This is a genomic window from Ideonella sp. FW305-24, assembly GCF_058788035.1.
This window is the reverse complement of record NZ_JBYTAI010000015.1, coordinates 112,214-129,017: the sequence shown is the minus strand read 5'-3', so window position 1 is coordinate 129,017 and position 16,804 is coordinate 112,214. Positions and strand designations below refer to the sequence as shown.

Genomic DNA, 16,804 nt, shown 5'->3' with positions numbered 1-16,804 from the left:
ATGAGCGCACTGACCGGCTTCCCTCCCCTGTTCGCCCGCCTGCGCAGCCGCCTGGGCGGCGGGCTCCCGCTCGCCGCCCTGACGCGCGGCCTGCTGCCGCTGGTGCTGCTGACCGCCGGCGTGACCGCGCTGGTGCTGATGCTGCTGTGGCGCGACCAGGCCGGCTACAAGCCGGTCTTCGGCCAGCGCGAGAAAGTGTCGGCTGGCGACATGGTGGCGGTGCTGGACGCCGAGCACATCCCCTACCGGCTGCACCCGGACAGCGGCCAGGTGCTGGTGCCCGAAGACAAGCTGGGCCAGGTGCGCATGCTGCTGGCCGCCAAGGGCGTGACCGCCCGCCTGCCGGCCGGCCTGGAGCTGATGGACCGCAACGACCCGCTGGGCGTGAGCCAGTTCGTGCAGGACATGCGTTTCCGGCGTGGCCTCGAAGGCGAGCTGGCGCAAAGCATCATGACGCTGGACCCGGTCGAGTCGGCGCGCGTGCACCTGTCGGTCGCCAAGTCCACCTCCTTCGTGATGAACGACGGCGAGAAGAGCTCGGCCTCGGTGGTGCTGCAGTTGAAGCCCGGCCGCCACATGGCCCGCGAGCAGATCGCGGCGACCATCAGCCTGGTGGCCGGCAGCCTGGCCAGCCTGGACCCGCAGCGCGTCAGCGTGGTGGACCAGGCCGGCAACCTGCTGTCTGCCCATGTGGACCTGAGCGAAGGCTTTGATGCCGGCCAGGGCGGCGAGGCGGCCAACCGCTTCCAGGACGACGTGCGCCGCAATGTCAACGACCTGCTGGCGCCGGTGCTGGGCAGCGACAACTACAAGCTCAGCGTCACCGCCGAGGTGGACAACGACAAGATCAGCGAGACCCGCGAGCAGTACGGCGCCGCGCCCAAGGTCACCTCCGAAGCCATGCGCGAGGAGAAGGACCGCGACGCGATGGCGCTGGGTGTGCCGGGCTCGCTGAGCAACCGGCCGGTGGCCTTGCCCAGCGCCGCCTCGGCACCCGCCGGCGGCGAGGCCAGCACGGCGACCAAGAACGCCACCAGCCGCCAGTTCGCCTACGACCGCAGCATCACGCAGATCCAGCGCAGCCGCGGCCGGCTGTCGCGCATGAACGTGGCGGTGGTGCTCAACAGTGCGGCCGCGCCCGGCGGCGCCAAGGCCGGCTGGAGCAAGGAAGAGCTGGCCAATGTCGAGCGCATCCTGCGCAGCGGCCTGGGCATCAATGCCGAGCGGGGCGACACGCTGACCGTCTCGGCGCTGGCCTTCCCGGCCCTGCCTGCCGCCCAGCCCTGGTGGCAGGAACGCGACACGGTGCTGGACGCAACGCACTGGGCCAGCTGGGCCGTGGGCGGCCTGCTGCTGCTGTTCCTGGTGCTGCGCCCGCTGACCCGCGCCGCCCAGCAGCGCCTGGCGCCGCAGCCCGAGCTGACGCCGTTGACCCCGCTGCCGGCGAATGCACCGGTTCAGCAAGGCGCCACCGTCATCGCCGGCGCACTGCCCGCGCCAGACGCGCTGGCTGCCGGCCCCGCGCTGGCCTCGCCAGCCGAGGCTGCGCAGCGCGCCAACCCGGTGGTGCCGCTGCTGGAGAACTACGACCTGCCGCCACCGGGCTCACCGGTGGACGTGCTGGTCGATCACCTGAAGTCGCTGGCCGGCAAAGAGCCGGAACGCGTGGCCGAAGTCGTCAAGCAATGGATGCAAAAGCATGCCCAGCCTCAATGAATCCCTGGACGCCCTGGCGTCCGCCCTGCCCGCAGGCATCTCGCTGAGCCCGGTTGAACAGGCCGCCATCGTGATGCTCAGCATCGGCGAGGAGCCCGCGGCCGCGGTGCTGCGCTGCCTCAGCCGCGAGGAGCTGCTGGAGCTCACGCAGGTGATGTCGCGCATGAGCGGCATCAAGGTCGAGTCGGTGAAGACCGCGCTGCAGCACTTCTTCGACGACTACCGCGAGCAGAGCGGCCTGCACGGCGCCTCGCGCCAGTACCTCAAGCGTTCGCTGGACCTGGCGCTGGGCAGCGAGATCGCCAGCAGCGTGCTGAACAACATCTATGGCGACGCGATCCGGCCCAAGGTGGCGCGCCTGCAATGGGCCTCGCCGAAGTGGCTGGCCGACCGCATCGTGCGCGAGCACGTGCGCATGCAGGCCGTCTTCCTGAGCTTCCTGCCGGCCGCGCTGGCCGGCAGCGTGATCGAGGCCTTGCCGGTCGAAGGCCGCGACCTGGTGCTGATCAACGTCGCCCGCCTGACCGAGATCGACCCGGAGCTGCTGCGTGAACTCGATGAGCTGGTCGAGCGCTGCCTGCAGTCGCTGGGCTCGCAGAGCGCCACCGTCGAAGGCGTCAAGCAGGCCGCCGAGATCCTCAACCGCCTGCCCGGCGACCGCCAGCAGATGGTGGAACTGCTGCGCGCGCACGACCCGGCGGTGGTCTCGGAAATCGAGGTCAGCATGTACGACTTCTTCATCCTCAGCCGCCAGAGCGAAGCCACGCTGCTGCGCCTGATCGAGGCGGTGCCGATGGACCAGTGGGCGCTTGCGCTCAAGGGCGCCGAGCCGGCCATCCGCGACGCGGTGCTGCAGACCATGCCGCGCCGCCAGGCGCAAGGCTTCGAGGACGCGATGCGCCGCAGCGGCCCGGTGCCGATGAGCCGCGTGCTGCAGGCCCGCGAGCAGATCATGGCCGAGGTCAAGTCGCTGGTGGATGCCGGCGAGATTGAAGTGCAACTGTTCGCCGAAGCGGTTGTCGAGTGATGTTCGAACAGGCCCGCCCCCATCGCTTCCCGCCCCTGTCGCAGGTGCGTTCGCTGGTCACGACGACCGAGGCCGGCGCTGCCGCGCCGGTCGCCGGCCAGCTGCAGGCGGCCGTGGCTGCCGGCTTCCAGGAAGGCCTGGCCAAGGGTTACCAGGAGGGCCTGGCCAGCGGCCGCGAAGCGGCGCTGGAACAAGGCCTGCGCGAAGGCCGGCAGCAGGGCCGCCAGCAGGCGTCGGCCGAAGCCCGCCGCGAAGGCCAGGCGCTGTTGGAAGCCCTGGCCACGCCGCTGGAAGCCATGCTCAGCGCGCTGAAAAACCAGCGCGCCGAATACCAGTCGGCCCAGCGCAAGGAAGTGGTGGAGCTGGTGGCCAAGGTGGCGCGCCAGGTGATCCGCTGCGAACTCGCCTTGCAGCCGACACAGCTGCTGGCGCTGGTGGATGAAACCATTGCCACGCTGCCGCCAGCTCGCGACGAAGACATCGAAGTCTTCCTGAACCCCGAAGAGCTGGCGCAGATCCGCGAGCTGGACCCGGCCCGCGCCGAACGCCTGCAGCTGCGTGCCGACGCCGCGCTGGCGCCCGGCGAATGCCGCGTGCGCGCGGCGGGCCGCGAAGCCGATGCAGGCTGCAAGCAGCGCCTGACCGCGTGCATGGAACAGATCGAACAACAGCTGGGCGCCAGCGAAGAAGACTCGCTGCCTGACGCCGACGACGACTTGCTGAGGGCCGCCGCATGATCGCCGAAGCCTTGCGCCGCCTCGAGCTGGGCCAGGTGCCGGTGGCCACGCCCACCGGCCGCCTGGTCGGCGCTTCCGGCCTGCTGCTGGAAAGCACCGGCTGCCCGCTGCGCACCGGCCAGCGCTGCCAGATCGAACTGGGCGACGGCCAGTGGATCGACGCGCAGGCGGTCGGCTTCAAGAACGACATCTCCTACCTGATGCCCTTCAAGCACACCGACGGGCTGGCCACCGGCGCCCGCGTGCTGCCGGTGCCCGACCGTGGCCTGCTGCGCATTGGTTCGAGCTGGCTGGGCCGCATCGTCAACGGCCTGGGCGAGCCCATCGACGGCCTGGGCCGGCTGGGCGGCGAACACACGCTGGACCCGCGCCCGCCCAAGGTCAACCCGCTGAAGAAGCAGCCTGTGCACGAGCGCCTGGACGTGGGCGTGCGCGCCATCAACGGGCTGCTGACACTCGGCCGCGGCCAGCGCGTGGGCCTGATGGCCGGCTCCGGCGTGGGCAAGAGCGTGCTGCTGGGCCTGATCACGCGCCAGACCGTGGCCGACGTGGTCGTGGTCGGCCTGATCGGCGAACGTGGCCGCGAGGTGCGCGAGTTCATCGACCTGTCGCTGGGCCTGGCCGGGCTGGCGCGCTCGGTCGTGGTGTGCGCGCCGGCCGACGAATCGCCGCTGATGCGGCTGCGCGCCACCGAGCTGTGCCATTCGGTGGCCGCCCATTTCCGCGACCAGGGCCAGCACGTGCTGCTGCTGGTCGACTCGCTGACGCGCTACGCGATGGCACGCCGCGAAGTTGCGCTGGCGCTGGGCGAACCACCGGCCACGCGCGGCTACCCGCCTTCGGTGTTCGGCCTGCTGCCGCAGCTGGTGGAAAGCGCCGGCAATGGCGAGCACCCGCAAGGCAGCATGAGCGCGATCTACACCGTGCTGGCCGAGGGCGACGACCAGCAGGACCCTGTGGTGGACACCGCCCGCGCCATCCTCGACGGCCACATCGTGCTCAGCCGCGAGCTGGCCGAGCGCGGCCACTACCCGGCCATCGACATCGCGCAGTCCATCAGCCGCTGCGCCGCGCTGGTCGCACCGCGCGAACAGCTGCAGGCCGCACGCGCCTTCAAGGCCATGGTCGCCCGCCACGCGCAGGTGCGCGAGCTGCTGCCGCTGGGCGCCTACGTGCCCGGCGCCGACCCCGCCACCGACCAGGCCGTGCAGCGCTACCCGCAGATGGAAGCCTTCCTGCACCAGGGCACGCACGAGCCGGCGCCGATGGCCACGGTCGAACAACAACTGATGGAGCTGATGGCATGACCCGTGAAGCACGACACCTGAAGCAGCTCGACACGCTGGCCGATTTGCGCGAGCGCGAGCGCGACCGGCTGGAGGCCGACCTGGCAACGCGCCGCGTGACGCAGCAGCGCTTCCAGACCAACCTGGCGCGCCTGGAGCAGCTGGCCCAGGGTGGCACCAGTGCGAACAGCAGCGCGGGCGGCAACCTGCCACTGGCCTTGTCGCTGAACAACGCCAACTACAAGCAGGCCGTGCTGCAGCTGGCCGACCGCCACCGCCAGGACCTGGCGCTGCACGAGGCCCAGATGGCCCAGGCCCAGCAGGCGCTGCAAGGCGCGGCGCTGGACCACCTGGTGATGGGCAAGGTGCGCGAGCGCCAGCAGGCCCTGGTGGGCCGGCTGCAGGCCGGTCGTGACCAGAAGACCCAGGACGACCTGGCCAACCAGGCCTGGCTGCGCCGCCTGGCGGCCAGCCAATGAGGACCGCCGCCATGCCGCGTTTTGCCGACCGCCCGACCTTTGTCGCCGCCGGATTTCAGTCCGGCCGCTGCACGGTCGCCTTTTGACAGGCAACCCCCGTCAATCGACCAGGAGATCTCAATGGGCAGCACCACCATCGACCCGGCCAGCACTGCGCAGCAGCTGGCCACCGCGTACACCTCGGCCACCCAGTCGCAGCTGACCACGCAGTCCACCAAGGCACAGAGCACCGCCTCGGCGCTGAGCAAGCTGCAGTCGGCGCTGAGCGCGTTCGACACCGCGCTCTCGGCCATGACCACCAAGAAGAGCGTGCTGAGCTACGGCGCCACGCTGAGCAGCAGCGGCTTTGCCACCGCCACCGCGGGCGCGGGCGCCACGGCGGGCAACTACTCGGTCTTCGTCGAGCAGGTCGCCAGCGCGCACCAGATCGCCTTCGAAGACCTGCCGGCCGTGCCGGTCTCGCTGGGCGGCCCGCTGGTCGTGCAGATGGCCAATGGCAGCAGCTTCAACGTCAACCTGGCCGGCGCCGACCAGGACAACAACGGCACGCTGTCGCAGACCGAGATCGCCCGCGCGATCAACCAGGCCTCGGGCAACAACGGGCTGGTCAGCGCGATGGTCGTGACCTCCGGCAGCCAGACCAACCTGGTGCTGAGCGCCGGCAGCACCGGCGCCGGCAGCCAGATCACGCTGGACACCAGCGGCCTGCCGGCCAGCGCACTGAAGACCACGCTGGACGGCGGTGGCAAGCAGCTCAGCGCCGCGCAGGACGCCGTGATGTGGCTGGGCGCGCAGACCACCGGCGTGAAGATCCAGCAGGCTTCCAACACCTTCACCGCGGTGGCCGGCGTGAACCTCACCGTGACCCAGGCGCAAACCACCGGCAGCAGCCCGCTGACGCTGGCCGTGACCAACAACGACAGCGGCACGGCCACCAATGTGCAGAGCTTCGTCGACGCCTACAACAAGCTCGAATCGGCGCTGGACGACCTGACCAAGATCGGCAGCAGCACCACCACGGCCGGCGCGTTCGCTTCGGACTCCGGCGTGACCTCGCTGCGCTCGCACCTGGCCAGCATCCTGCGCCAGGACGTGGGCGGGCTGCGGCTGATGGACTTCGGCATCACGGCCGGCCGCGACGGCCAGCTCTCGCTGGACCAGACCAAGCTCAGCAAGGGCCTGACCGCGCACCCCGACGGACTCGACAGCCTGCTGGGCAGCAACAGCAGCAGCGCCCCGACCGGCCTGATGGGCGCCTTCAGCACGCTGAGCAAGCAATGGACCAACAGCAGCACCGGGCTGATCAAGAGCCGGCAGGACAGCGTGCAGCGCACCCAGGCCAGCATCACGACGCGCCAGACCAAGCTGGAGGACCAATACAACATGCTCTACCAGCGCTACCTGGCCCAGTTCACCCAGCTGCAGTCGCTGCAGTCGAGCATGAGTGACAACACCAGCCTGCTCGGCAGCCTGAGCTGACCTGCACGGCCCCACGACCTCCCCTCGCCAGGAAAACTCCCTTGTACCAAGACGCCTATCAAAGCTACCAGACCGTCAACCTGGGCGCGCAGACCGCCCAGGCCTCGCCGGTCGAACTGGTGCTGATCCTGATGGACGGCCTGCTCGAAGAGCTGGCCCGCGCCCGGGCCCACATCGCGGCCAGGCGCTTCGAGCAGAAGGCCAGGAGCCTGGACAAGTGCATCGGCATCCTCAACGGGCTGTCCAGCGCGCTGGACACCGATGGCGCTGGCGAGGTCGTGGGCAACCTGCAGGCCCTGTACGAGTTCTGCGCCGACCGGCTGTGCCGCGCCGGCATCACGCTGGACCCGGCCATGGTCGACGACGTGAGCGGCGTGGTGCAGACGCTGCGCCAGGGCTGGCAGGACGTGCAGGCCCACCATGGCTAGAGCCCAGCGCCTGCAGCAGCTGCGCGAGGCTTTGCAGAAAGCCTTGCAGCGCACCATGCCCGCCGCTTCGGCGAGCAGCCAGGCGCCGGACTTCGGCGACTGGCGGGCGCTGGTGCAGGCCGAGGCCGCACTGTCTCGCGCGCTGCCGGCGCTGGCCGGCGAAGGTGAATGGAGTGCGGCAGAGCGCCGGGCGCTGGCCGAGCTGCGCGAGGTCCACGAGGCCGCCCGCACCCGCTGCGAACAGGCGCTGGCCACGCTGGGCACCCAGCTCCACGAGATGGGCCTGCAAAAAGAAGGCTGGCTGGCCTATGCCGGCATGAGCGCAACGCTGCAATCGACATGAACATGGCTTTGAACACCCTCTCGGTCAAGGTCGCGGCAGACACCGGCGCCATCGCCCCGGCGACGCCAGCGAACCCCGCCGCCAACACGGCCGATGCCGTCGCCGGCACGCCGGTCGCCACGCCGCTGGCCGGCTTCGGCGCCACGCTGCAGCGCGCCGCGGTGGCCGACACGTCGACCCCAGCCTTGCCGCTGCCGCTGCCGGTCACGCCCACTGGTGGCGCGGACGTCAAGCTGCCGGTCGACAGCTCGCGGGTCGCGCCACCCGAGCTGCCCGCACAGGCCGCCAAGCCGGCGGCCGACGACAGCCAGGACGCCATCGACACCGGCACCGCCGCGCTGCAACCCGACTGGCCCGCGCTGTCGCCGCTGCTGGCGAGCTTGCTGGCCTCGGCTTCGGCCGCCACGGCTGCCGCCACCTCTACCGCACCAGCACCGGCCGGCAACACACCCCGCCCGGCACCAGCGGCCGCTGGCCTCGCGGCATTGGGCAAGCCTGCCACGGCAAACGCCGCCGCAACGCCGGTGGCCGCGCAGGCGGCAACGCCAGGCATTGCCGCCACGCCGGTCGCTGCGACACCGGTGCAGGCGCCCTCCGCCAAGGCCGGCGTGGCCAGCCCCGCGCAGCAGGCATCGGTGGTCGACGCCGCGGAGGCCGACGATGCCTCTGCCACGCTGCCCAGCGTCGGCAGCGCCACGGCCGCGGCACCGAGCCGCCAGGAAATGAGCACCTCGCTGGCCCTGCCGGCCGGCCCGGACGCCGACTTGCGCCAGCCGCTGCGCGAGGCCCTGGGCCCGCGCCTGGCCTGGCAGGCCGACCAGCGCAGCGAGCAGGCCCAGCTGCGCCTGTCGCCGCCGCAGCTGGGCCACATCGACATCCAGATCCGCCACGAAGGCGGCAGCCTGCAGGTGCAGCTGTCGGCCAGCCATGCCGAAGTGGCGCGCCAGCTGGCCCAGGTCAGCGACGGGTTGCGCCAGGACCTGTCGCAGCGCCATGCCGGCGAAGTGCGGGTGCAGGTCAGCCAGGGCGCGGCCAACGGCAGCGACTTCGGCCAGTCCGGCCGCCAGCAGCCGCAGCGCACCACCTCCGATGAAGCGCAGGCCCCCGGCCGCGCACTGGCCGAGGCCGATGCAGAAACCGGCACGGTCACCACCCCCTTCCGTCTGCGCAAAGGCTGAACGCGATGTCCAAGAAACTGATCCTCGGCGGTGTCGCCACCGTCCTGCTGTTGTCCGCTGGCGGTGCCGCGGCCTGGTGGAAGCTGAAAGACCATGGGTCGGCCGGCGAGGCCAAGGCGCATGTGGCCGAAGCGGTGGACTACAAGTACGTCACGCTGGACAAGGTCATCGTGATGCTGCGCAACGGCGAACAGGAAAGCGGCTCGCACTACCTGGCCGTGGACCTGGTCTTCAAGGCGCCGCCCAAGACCGAGAAGCAGACCCGGGACCACCTGCCGCTGCTGCGCAGCGTGGCGGTGAAAGCCCTGTCGGAGCGCACCCGCGCCCAGGCCAGCTCGATGGGCGTGGACGCCCTGGCCAGCACGCTCAACGAGGCGTTCCATGAGGCCTATGCAGCCGAGCATCAGGAGATGCCGTTTGCCGAGGCCATGATCGGCAAGCTCATCGTCGAATGACCATGGACTTGCACGCGGGTCATTTCGAGGTGGCGGCCTATGCCGAGGCGGGCGGCGAAGCTGCGCGCGCCGCGCTCGACCCGGCCCGCGAGCAGCGCGAGCTGATCGCGCACACGCCGCTGGTCAAGCGCGTGGTGCGCCAGCTCAGCGCCCAGCTCAGCGCCACGATGGACCGCGACGACATGCAGCAGATCGGCCTGATGGGGCTGCTGGAAGCACTGCGCCGCTACGGCCCGCCGGACGAGAAGTTCGCTGCCTTTGCCTCGCTGCGCATCCGCGGCGCGATCCTCGACGAACTGCGCCGCCAGGACTGGCGCCCGCGCAGCGTGCGCCAGGACAGTCACAAGCTGCGCGACGGCCTGCGCGAGATGACGCGCCGCCTGGGCCGCGAGCCGACCGAGGCCGAAGTGCTGAAGGTGCTGAAGCTCACGCCGGAAACCTACCAGGCCCACCTCGCCGCAGAAAACGCCGAGCAGATGGCCAGCTTCGACGAACTGCTGCACGAGATGGCCGAATTGCCTTCGGCGCAGCGCTCGCCCGAGGAGATCCTGATCCAGCGCCGCAGCCTGGCGCAAGCCCTGAGCGCGCTGGACGAACGTGAACAACGCGTGATCCAGCTGTACTACGAGTACGAGCTGAGCCTGAAGGAAATCGCCGCGGTGCTGGACCTGACCGAGGCCCGCATCTGCCAGATCAACAAGGCCGCGCTGCAGAAGATGAAGCGCCACCTGGCCGCCTGACCGCCGCCTGACCCGCTAGCCCCCAAAGAGACCACCCCATGCAATCCATCCTCGGCATCCTCATCATCGTCGGCTGCGTCTTCGGCGGCTACATGATCCACGACGGCGACATGAAGATGATCTGGCAGCCCACCGAGCTGCTGATCATCGTTGGCGCAGGTGCAGGCGCCATCGTGCTGGGCAACCCCAAGCACGTGCTCTCGGAGATGTGGCTGCAGGTGCGCAAGGTGATGATGCGCAAGAAGCCCGGCGAGGAATTCCAGCGCCAGCTGCTGCTGCTGATGTACGAGCTGCTGCAGACGGCGGCTGGCGGCCTGAAGGCACTGGACGCACACGTTGAAGCCCCGCATGAGAGCGATCTCTTCAAGCGTTATCCGCTGATCCTCGAAGAGCCCAAGCTGCTCCACTTCATCGTCGACAACTTTCGCTTGATGGCGATGGGCAAGATCAATGCACACGAGCTCGAAGGTGTGCTCGAACAAGAGATCGAAGCGATCCACGAAGAGATGGCGCAGCCAGCCAAGTCGCTGGCCAAGATCGGGGAGGCGATGCCGGGCTTCGGCATCCTGGCCGCGGTGCTGGGCATCGTGATGACCATGAACGTGGTGGCCGAGGGCGCAGGCACTGCCGAGATCGCCGTGCGCGTCGGCGCCGCGATGGTGGGTACCTTCATCGGTATCTTCATGTGCTACGGCGTACTGGACCCGATCAGCAACATGATGAAGCAGCTGGTCAGCGAGGAGCTGCAGGCCTTCGAGTCGGTCAAGGTGGTGCTGGTCACGCATGTCTCGGGCAAGCCGGCGCTGCTGGCGATCGACGCCGGCCGCCGCCTGGTGCAGCTCAACATCAAGCCCAGCTTCGCCCGCCTGGAAGGCTGGATCAACAAGATGCAGGACGCCGGCGACGCCGGCGCCACCCCGCAACGCCGCGCAGGAGACAAGCGTGCCCAAGCCTGATGCCCATCACGGCGAGACCGTCGTCAAGCGCGTCTCGGCCAAGGGCCATGACGAGGCCCACGGCGGCGCGTGGAAGGTGGCGTTTGCCGACTTCTGCCTCGCGCTGCTGTGCCTGTTCCTGGTGCTGTGGCTGCTGGCCTCGCGCGACAAGGAAGCGGCCGAGCAGAACCTGCTGTCCGTCATGGGCACGCCCATCGACGAAGGCAGCCAGGGCCACATCCCGGACCTGAAGGGCAGCCAGTTCGGCAGCCTGATCACCCGCGAGCCGGTGCCCGGCCAGGGCGGTACCAACGCGGCCCGTGGCCCCAACCAGGGCAACGGCCAGACCGACCAGGCCCACCCGCTGCAACGCAAGCACATGGACGGCCCGGAAGACATGCAGTTGCTGGCCCGCAAGCTCTCCGGCCTGGCCGAAGACGCCGGCCTGGAAAGCCACCTGAAGACCGAAGTCACGCCGCAGGGCCTGCGCGTGCTGCTGCACGACACCGACGGCGAAGGCATGTTCGCCCGCGGCAGTGCGGTGCCCAACACCAGGTTCCGCAAGCTGCTGACCCAGATGGGCCCGCTGTTCGCCGAGATCGACAACCAGCTGCTGGTGCTGGGCCACACCGACGCGACGGCCTATGCCAACACCGACGCCGCGGCGTTCTCGAACTGGACGCTGTCCAACCAGCGCGCAATGGCCGCCCGTCTCAGCCTGACCTACGGCGGCATGCCGGCGGCCAGCGTGCTGCAGGTCATCGGCATGGCCGACCGCGCGCCGATGAAGATCGAAGACCCGCGCGCCGCCGTGAACCGTCGCATTGAACTGGTGGTGCTGAGCACGGCCCAGGCCCGTGCGCTGGCTGCCGCCTTCGGCATGCCCGGCCAGGTCCAGCCGCTGGCCGAAGGCGCCGACATGGTGGTCAGCCAGGCCGCGCCTTCGGCCAACGGCGCGGCGGCGATTTCGAAGATGGGCCTGCACCCGACGCGCCTGCCGGCCGCCGAAGCCTTGCCGCTGAAAGCCACCGTTGCCGAAAACGCCAAGGCGCGCCATCAGCTGACCCAACAAGCCTCGACGCTCGCGGAGCGCTGAGATGCAAACGAAACCTACCCGAGGTGCCCGCATGCGAATCACCGGCCGAACCACACTGGACCCCTTGACCGGCGCCGCTGCGCCGGCTGCCGCCGAACCGGTGAGCCCTGCGGCCCCGGTTGGCGCCAGCGCCGCCGCCGACACGGCCGCGCCGCTGCAGTCCGACGCGCTGGCGCCCGCCATGCAGGCGCTGGACGCGATGCCGGAGATCGACGGCGCCCGCGTCGCCGAGCTGCGCGACGCGCTGGCCCGCGGCGAGATCAAGTTCGATGCCGACCGGCTGGCCGGCCTGGTGCAGCGCTTCCACAACGGCCGCGGCTGAACCCGCCATGAGCCACGTCCAAGCCCGCGCCAACAACAGCCGCCAGGCGACTGCGCTGCTGCTGCAGGACCTGCGCAGCGACTTGCAGGAGGCGCGCCAGCTGCAGGTGCTGCTGAACCTGCAGTTCGACGCGCTGCTCAAGCATGACCCCAAGCCGCTGCCGGCACTGGCAGCCGACATCGTCGTCTGCGTGGAGCGCATGCAGAAACGCCGCGCCCGGCGCACCGCGTTGGTCGAGCGGCTGGTCGGCCAGGACGCCGGCATGGACCAGGTGCTGCAAGGCCTCGGCCCGTCGCTGCAGGCGACCGGCACGGCCTGGTGGACCGCGCTCGAAGACCTGGTGCGTGCCTGCAAGGACGCCAACCTGCGCAACTGCGCGCTGCTGACCCAGCAGCACGAGCTGATGCAACGTGTGCTCGAACCCGACAGTGACCTTTATGCGCCTGCCTGACCCGTTCACCACCGCCACCCCGGCCACCGCACCGACGGCGGCCACGCAGCCGACTGCAGCGCTGGGCGCCACCAGCCCCGCTGGCTTCGGCGCGGTCTACAACGAGCTCGGCCGCTCGCTGCGCCAGGACGTGCAGCAGTTCATCGAGCAGGGCGACAGCGGCGAAGCCTTTGGCGGTGCCAGCACCTTGAATGCCGAAGCCCGGGCCCGCCTGGCCACGCTGAACGGCATGCGCTCGCCGGCCGGCAACCCCGACGCACCCACCGATGCACCCGCAGGCGCGTTGACCGGCCCGCAACAGGCCTTTCTCGAACAGGTGGCCCCGCTGGCCGCCGAGGCCGGCGCGCGGCTGGGCGTGTCGCCGCATGTGCTGGCGGCGCAGGCCGCGCTGGAGTCTGGCTGGGGCCAGCGGCCGCTGCGCGACGCGCAGGGCACCGACAGCCACAACCTGTTCGGCCTGAAGGCCGGCAAGGCCTGGCAGGGCGCCAGCGGCGACAACACCACCACCGAATACGCGGATGGCGAAGCCGTCTCCGAGGTGGCGCGCTTTCGGGCCTACGACGACCCTTCGGCCTCGTTCAAGGACCTGACGCAACTGCTGCTGAAGGCGCCGCGCTACCAGGGCGCGCTGAACACCGGCCATGACGCGCTGGCCTATGGCCAGGGCCTGGTGCGCGGCGGCTATGCCACCGACCCGGCCTACGCGACCAAGCTGGCGCGCGTGGCGGGCCAGATCCGTCAGTCGCGGGACTGATCGGGCGCCGCCATGTTGTTGCTGTCCATCTCCACAGGCACCACTTCACCGGCACCGGTGATGCGGGCGCGCAGGATGCGGCCGGTGCGGCTGTTGCGCACGCGCACGGTCTCGTTCAGACGACCCGGGTCCATCGCCTCGCCGGCATTGGTCACTTCCACCGGCCCGCTGCGCGCGACGATGCGCACAGACTCGCCGCGCCGCACCAGCAGCGGCGCCGACAGCATTCGTTTCTGCAGCACCTGGCCGGCACGCAGCGCACGGCGCGGGCTCATGCCGACCAGCTCGGCCAGGTCCGAGCTGGCATCGGGCAGCGTGCTGATGTCGCGCCGCTCCAGCGCCACGTCGCGCTCGGCAATCGGCTGGTTCGCATTCAGTGCCACCAGCGCCACGCCGACCTCGGCCGACAGCGTGGCCCGCACGTTCACCAGCTGCCGGGCGCCGACACCAGGGCAGACCAGCACGAAGCGCATGTGCGCCGGCTGGCGCAGGTCCACCGGCTCGATGCGCGGCTCCGCGCAGCTCGGCGGCGTGCTCGGCAGCGCCGCGAGTTCGGCCTCGACTTCCACGCCCTGCAGCCCGTCGCGCTCGGCCTGCTCGATCACCGCCTGGCGCGCTGCCGCCGCCACGCGCGCAGCCAGCGGCTCCGTCGCCTGGGCCGCAGACAGCAGCAGCGGCAGGCAGGCCAGCCCCCACTTTACGTTTGACCGTCGTCCTGAACAAAGGAATCGCATGAGCATCGACTTCACCAAGGCCCTGGGCACACACCCCGAGGCGCTGCGCTTGCGCGCCGAACGGACACAGGTCCTGGCCGCCAACCTGGCCAACGAAAGCACCCCCGGCTACCAGGCCCGCGACCTGGACTTCGGCGCGGCCTTGCAGAGCGCCACCGCCGACGAGGCCAGCGGCCTGTCGCTGGACAGCGACGGCTCGGCGAAATACCGGGTGCCCAACCACCCCTCGGCCGACGGCAACACCGTGGAGCTGGGCGTGGAACAGGCCGAATTCTCTCAGAACGCCAGCGACTTCCAGGTCAGCCTGACCTTTCTGAACATGCAGCTCAAAGGCCTCGCCAAGGCCATCGCAGGACAGTGACATGCCATTCCACGACATCACCCGCATCGCCGGCTCGGCCATGACCGCCCAGACCGTGCGGCTCAACACCGTCGCCAGCAACTTGGCCAACGCCCAGTCCGCCGCCAGCAACGCGACCGACGCCTACCACGCCCGCAAGCCAGTCTTCGCAGCCGTGATGGGCCGCGACAGCGGCGCCGGTGCCCGCGTGCAGGTGCTGGACGTCGTCAGCAGCACCGAGCCGCTGCGCGAAGCCTACGAACCCGAGAACCCCATGGCCAACGAGGAGGGCAAAGTGTTTTATCCGAACGTGAACCCGGTCGCCGAAATGACCGACATGATGGCCGCCTCGCGGGCCTTCGAGACCAACGTCGAAGTGCTGGGCCGGGTGCGGTCTATGCAGCAGTCGGTGTTGCGGCTTGGGGAGGCTTGAGCATGAGCACCACCCTCACGACGCAAACGCAAAGCACCGGCACCAGCGCGCTGTCCAACGCCCTGGTCAGCGCCAACGGCAGCGGCACCGACCTGTTCACCACCTTGCTGGTGGCGCAGATCCAGAACCAGAACCCGCTGGAGCCGAACGACCCGAGCGACTTCGTGAACCAGCTGACGCAGCTGAGCCAGATGGAGTCGCTGCAGTCGCTGAGCAGCCAGAGTGCCGCCACCAACACGCTGCTGGACAGCCTGCAGACGCTGGCACTGGGCAACCAGGTCGGCAACAGCGTGGACGTGGTGACCGACCACGTGCAGCTGGACGCCTCCGGCACGGTGCCGGCGAAATTCACGCTTGCCAGCGCCGAGAACAACGCGACGGTGGTGCTGACCGGCGCCGACGGTGTGAAGCACAACGTGGACCTGGGCAGCAAAGGCATTGGCGAGGTCTCGCTGACGCTGGACCCGGTCGCGCTGGGCCTGCCGGCCGGCACCTACGACATCGCGGTGAAGACCACCAGCGGCGCGACGCCGGCTGTCGCGGTGACCGGACGGATCCAGAACATCCGCCTGTCCACCGCCGGCATGACGCTGACCGTCAGCCACCTGGGCGAAGTCTCGCCCGGCAACATTTCCCAATTCAACGGCAAGTCCTGAACGTCCTGAAGGAGTCCCGACCATGAGCTTCGAAATCGCCCTGTCCGGCATCAATGCTGTCAACACCCAGCTCGACAGCATCAGCAACAACATCGCCAACTCCGGCACCTACGGCTTCAAGTCCAGCCGTGCCAACTTCAGCGCGATGGTGGCCGGCTCCAGCCCCACCGGCGCCGAGATCGGCTCGCTGACGCAAAGCATCGGCACCGGCGGCAGCACGCTGTCCACCGGCCGTTCGCTGGACGCCGCCATCCAGGGCCGCGGCTTCTTCGCACTGCGCGACAGCACCGGCCTGATGAGCTACAGCCGCGTCGGCAACTTCGTGGTCGACAAGACCGGCATGCTGGTCGACGCCAGCGGCCGCAAGGTCCAGGGCTACGCGGTGACGCCGGGCTCGACCGCGCTGGGTGCCATGGGCGACATCAGCGTGCCCAGCGGCCAGATCGCCGCCAAGGCCAGCAGCAAGCTTTCGTACGTGGCCAACATGTCGAAGGACTGGACCACGCCGACGCTGACGCCTTTCGACAAGACCGACGCGCAGACCTTCAACAGCTCGATGGTCTCGGTGGTCTACGACTCGCTGGGCACCCAGCACACCATGACGCAGTACTTCGTGAAGTCCGGCAGCAACGCGGTGGACGTGCACTACACGATGGACGGCAACGACCTGGGCACGACCAACACGCTGAGCTTCAGCACCAACGGCGTGCTGACCGCGCCGGCCGGCGCGGTGACCCTGGCACTGGGCACGCCGGACGGCGCCAGCGCGCTCAGCATCGACGTGGACTACACCGGCACCACGCTGTACGCCGGCGAAGCGACCAACAGCGTCAACGCCGCCGACGGCTATGCCTCCGGCACGCTGACCGGCACGACGATCTCCGACGACGGCTCGGTGCTGGCCCAGTACAGCAACGGCCAGAAGCAGACCATCGCCAAGCTGGCGCTGGCCACCTTCCCCAGCGAAGACGGCCTGACCCCCACCAGCGATACCAGCTGGACGGCCTCGCAGGCCTCGGGCCAGGCGCTGTACTACGCCCCGGGCACCGGCATGGCGGGCTCGCTGACGGTGGGCGCGCTGGAGCAGTCCAACGTGGACATGACCGGCGAGCTGGTCAACCTGATGTCGGCCCAGCGCAACTACCAGGCCAACACCAAGGTCATCTCCGCCGAGAGCGAGATGATGCAGGCGCTGTTCCAGGCCGTCTGAGGCAA

At 69.8% G+C, this 16,804-nt stretch carries 21 protein-coding genes; 20 read left to right on the top strand and 1 reads right to left on the bottom strand.

The features are described 5' to 3' along the window. The 16 genes from fliF (at nt 1) to AC3WR5_RS28450 (ending at nt 13,426) form a co-directional block, all read left to right on the top strand. Nucleotides 1–1,716: a flagellar basal-body MS-ring/collar protein FliF gene (fliF, locus tag AC3WR5_RS28525; protein ID WP_492488877.1), complete on the top strand. Its 1,716-nt coding sequence runs from the start codon at nt 1–3 to the stop codon at nt 1,714–1,716. Beyond that, nucleotides 1,700–2,743 (top strand): flagellar motor switch protein FliG, encoded by a 1,044-nt coding sequence (locus tag AC3WR5_RS28520; protein ID WP_492488875.1) that lies wholly within the window; start codon nt 1,700–1,702, stop codon nt 2,741–2,743. The genes fliF and AC3WR5_RS28520 overlap by 17 nt, the downstream gene beginning before the upstream one ends. After that, nucleotides 2,743–3,480, top strand: coding sequence for a flagellar assembly protein FliH (fliH, locus tag AC3WR5_RS28515; protein ID WP_231010084.1), 738 nt, complete (start codon nt 2,743–2,745; stop codon nt 3,478–3,480). The genes AC3WR5_RS28520 and fliH overlap by 1 nt, the downstream gene beginning before the upstream one ends. Beyond that, nucleotides 3,477–4,787 carry a flagellar protein export ATPase FliI gene (gene fliI / locus AC3WR5_RS28510; protein ID WP_492488873.1) on the top strand — a complete coding sequence of 437 codons (1,311 nt, stop codon included), beginning with the start codon at nt 3,477–3,479 and terminating at the stop codon, nt 4,785–4,787. The genes fliH and fliI overlap by 4 nt, the downstream gene beginning before the upstream one ends. Further along, the gene (gene fliJ / locus AC3WR5_RS28505) at nt 4,784–5,245 is read left to right on the top strand and encodes a flagellar export protein FliJ (RefSeq protein ID WP_492488872.1); all 462 of its coding nucleotides are present in this window, start codon (nt 4,784–4,786) and stop codon (nt 5,243–5,245) included. The genes fliI and fliJ overlap by 4 nt, the downstream gene beginning before the upstream one ends. A 120-nt stretch (nt 5,246–5,365) precedes the next feature. Next, the gene (gene fliD, locus AC3WR5_RS28500; protein ID WP_492488871.1) at nt 5,366–6,724 is read left to right on the top strand and encodes a flagellar filament capping protein FliD; all 1,359 of its coding nucleotides are present in this window, start codon (nt 5,366–5,368) and stop codon (nt 6,722–6,724) included. Between the two features lie 41 nt (nt 6,725–6,765). Next, the gene (fliS, locus tag AC3WR5_RS28495) at nt 6,766–7,152 is read left to right on the top strand and encodes a flagellar export chaperone FliS (protein ID WP_492488870.1); all 387 of its coding nucleotides are present in this window, start codon (nt 6,766–6,768) and stop codon (nt 7,150–7,152) included. Further along, nucleotides 7,145–7,495: a hypothetical protein gene (locus AC3WR5_RS28490; RefSeq protein WP_231010082.1), complete on the top strand. Its 351-nt coding sequence runs from the start codon at nt 7,145–7,147 to the stop codon at nt 7,493–7,495. Before fliS ends, AC3WR5_RS28490 begins: the two co-directional genes overlap by 8 nt. After that, complete coding sequence (locus AC3WR5_RS28485; RefSeq protein ID WP_492488868.1) at nt 7,492–8,673, top strand: flagellar hook-length control protein FliK; 1,182 nt, start codon at nt 7,492–7,494, stop codon at nt 8,671–8,673. The genes AC3WR5_RS28490 and AC3WR5_RS28485 overlap by 4 nt, the downstream gene beginning before the upstream one ends. Before the next feature lie 5 nt (nt 8,674–8,678). Next, nucleotides 8,679–9,128 (top strand): flagellar basal body-associated FliL family protein, encoded by a 450-nt coding sequence (locus AC3WR5_RS28480; protein WP_141290324.1) that lies wholly within the window; start codon nt 8,679–8,681, stop codon nt 9,126–9,128. 2 nt (nt 9,129–9,130) lie between these two features. Further along, nucleotides 9,131–9,868, top strand: a complete 738-nt coding sequence (locus AC3WR5_RS28475) for a FliA/WhiG family RNA polymerase sigma factor (protein WP_141290325.1) — start codon at nt 9,131–9,133, stop codon at nt 9,866–9,868. 38 nt (nt 9,869–9,906) lie between these two features. Beyond that, nucleotides 9,907–10,824 (top strand): flagellar motor stator protein MotA, encoded by a 918-nt coding sequence (gene motA / locus AC3WR5_RS28470; RefSeq protein ID WP_141290326.1) that lies wholly within the window; start codon nt 9,907–9,909, stop codon nt 10,822–10,824. After that, nucleotides 10,811–11,899 carry a flagellar motor protein MotB gene (locus AC3WR5_RS28465; RefSeq protein WP_492488865.1) on the top strand — a complete coding sequence of 363 codons (1,089 nt, stop codon included), beginning with the start codon at nt 10,811–10,813 and terminating at the stop codon, nt 11,897–11,899. Before motA ends, AC3WR5_RS28465 begins: the two co-directional genes overlap by 14 nt. Before the next feature lie 31 nt (nt 11,900–11,930). Then, nucleotides 11,931–12,221 carry a flagellar biosynthesis anti-sigma factor FlgM gene (gene flgM, locus AC3WR5_RS28460; RefSeq protein ID WP_492488863.1) on the top strand — a complete coding sequence of 97 codons (291 nt, stop codon included), beginning with the start codon at nt 11,931–11,933 and terminating at the stop codon, nt 12,219–12,221. A 7-nt stretch (nt 12,222–12,228) separates the two neighbouring features. Then, nucleotides 12,229–12,672, top strand: coding sequence for a flagellar export chaperone FlgN (gene flgN / locus AC3WR5_RS28455; RefSeq protein ID WP_231010079.1), 444 nt, complete (start codon nt 12,229–12,231; stop codon nt 12,670–12,672). Beyond that, nucleotides 12,659–13,426 (top strand): glycoside hydrolase family 73 protein, encoded by a 768-nt coding sequence (locus AC3WR5_RS28450; protein ID WP_492488862.1) that lies wholly within the window; start codon nt 12,659–12,661, stop codon nt 13,424–13,426. Before flgN ends, AC3WR5_RS28450 begins: the two co-directional genes overlap by 14 nt. On the opposite strand, the gene flgA is transcribed toward AC3WR5_RS28450, so the two are convergent. Continuing rightward, nucleotides 13,411–14,160 (bottom strand): flagellar basal body P-ring formation chaperone FlgA, encoded by a 750-nt coding sequence (gene flgA, locus AC3WR5_RS28445; RefSeq protein ID WP_492488861.1) that lies wholly within the window; start codon nt 14,158–14,160, stop codon nt 13,411–13,413. The two genes, AC3WR5_RS28450 and flgA, sit on opposite strands and share 16 nt — an antisense overlap. On the opposite strand from flgA, the gene flgB reads away from it, so the two are divergent. From flgB to AC3WR5_RS28425, 4 genes are read left to right on the top strand one after another with little or no spacing between them, the layout of a single operon-like run. After that, on the top strand, nt 14,159–14,521 hold the full coding sequence (gene flgB / locus AC3WR5_RS28440) for a flagellar basal body rod protein FlgB (RefSeq protein ID WP_141287862.1): 363 nt from the start codon (nt 14,159–14,161) through the stop codon (nt 14,519–14,521). The genes flgA and flgB overlap by 2 nt on opposite strands. 1 nt (nt 14,522) lies before the next feature. Next, nucleotides 14,523–14,933 (top strand): flagellar basal body rod protein FlgC, encoded by a 411-nt coding sequence (gene flgC, locus AC3WR5_RS28435; protein WP_141287863.1) that lies wholly within the window; start codon nt 14,523–14,525, stop codon nt 14,931–14,933. 2 nt (nt 14,934–14,935) lie between these two features. Beyond that, nucleotides 14,936–15,589, top strand: a complete 654-nt coding sequence (locus AC3WR5_RS28430; protein ID WP_492488859.1) for a flagellar hook capping FlgD N-terminal domain-containing protein — start codon at nt 14,936–14,938, stop codon at nt 15,587–15,589. A gap of 22 nt (nt 15,590–15,611) precedes the next feature. Next, nucleotides 15,612–16,799 carry a flagellar hook protein FlgE gene (locus AC3WR5_RS28425; protein ID WP_141287865.1) on the top strand — a complete coding sequence of 396 codons (1,188 nt, stop codon included), beginning with the start codon at nt 15,612–15,614 and terminating at the stop codon, nt 16,797–16,799. The last annotated feature ends 5 nt before the right edge of the window (nt 16,800–16,804 follow it).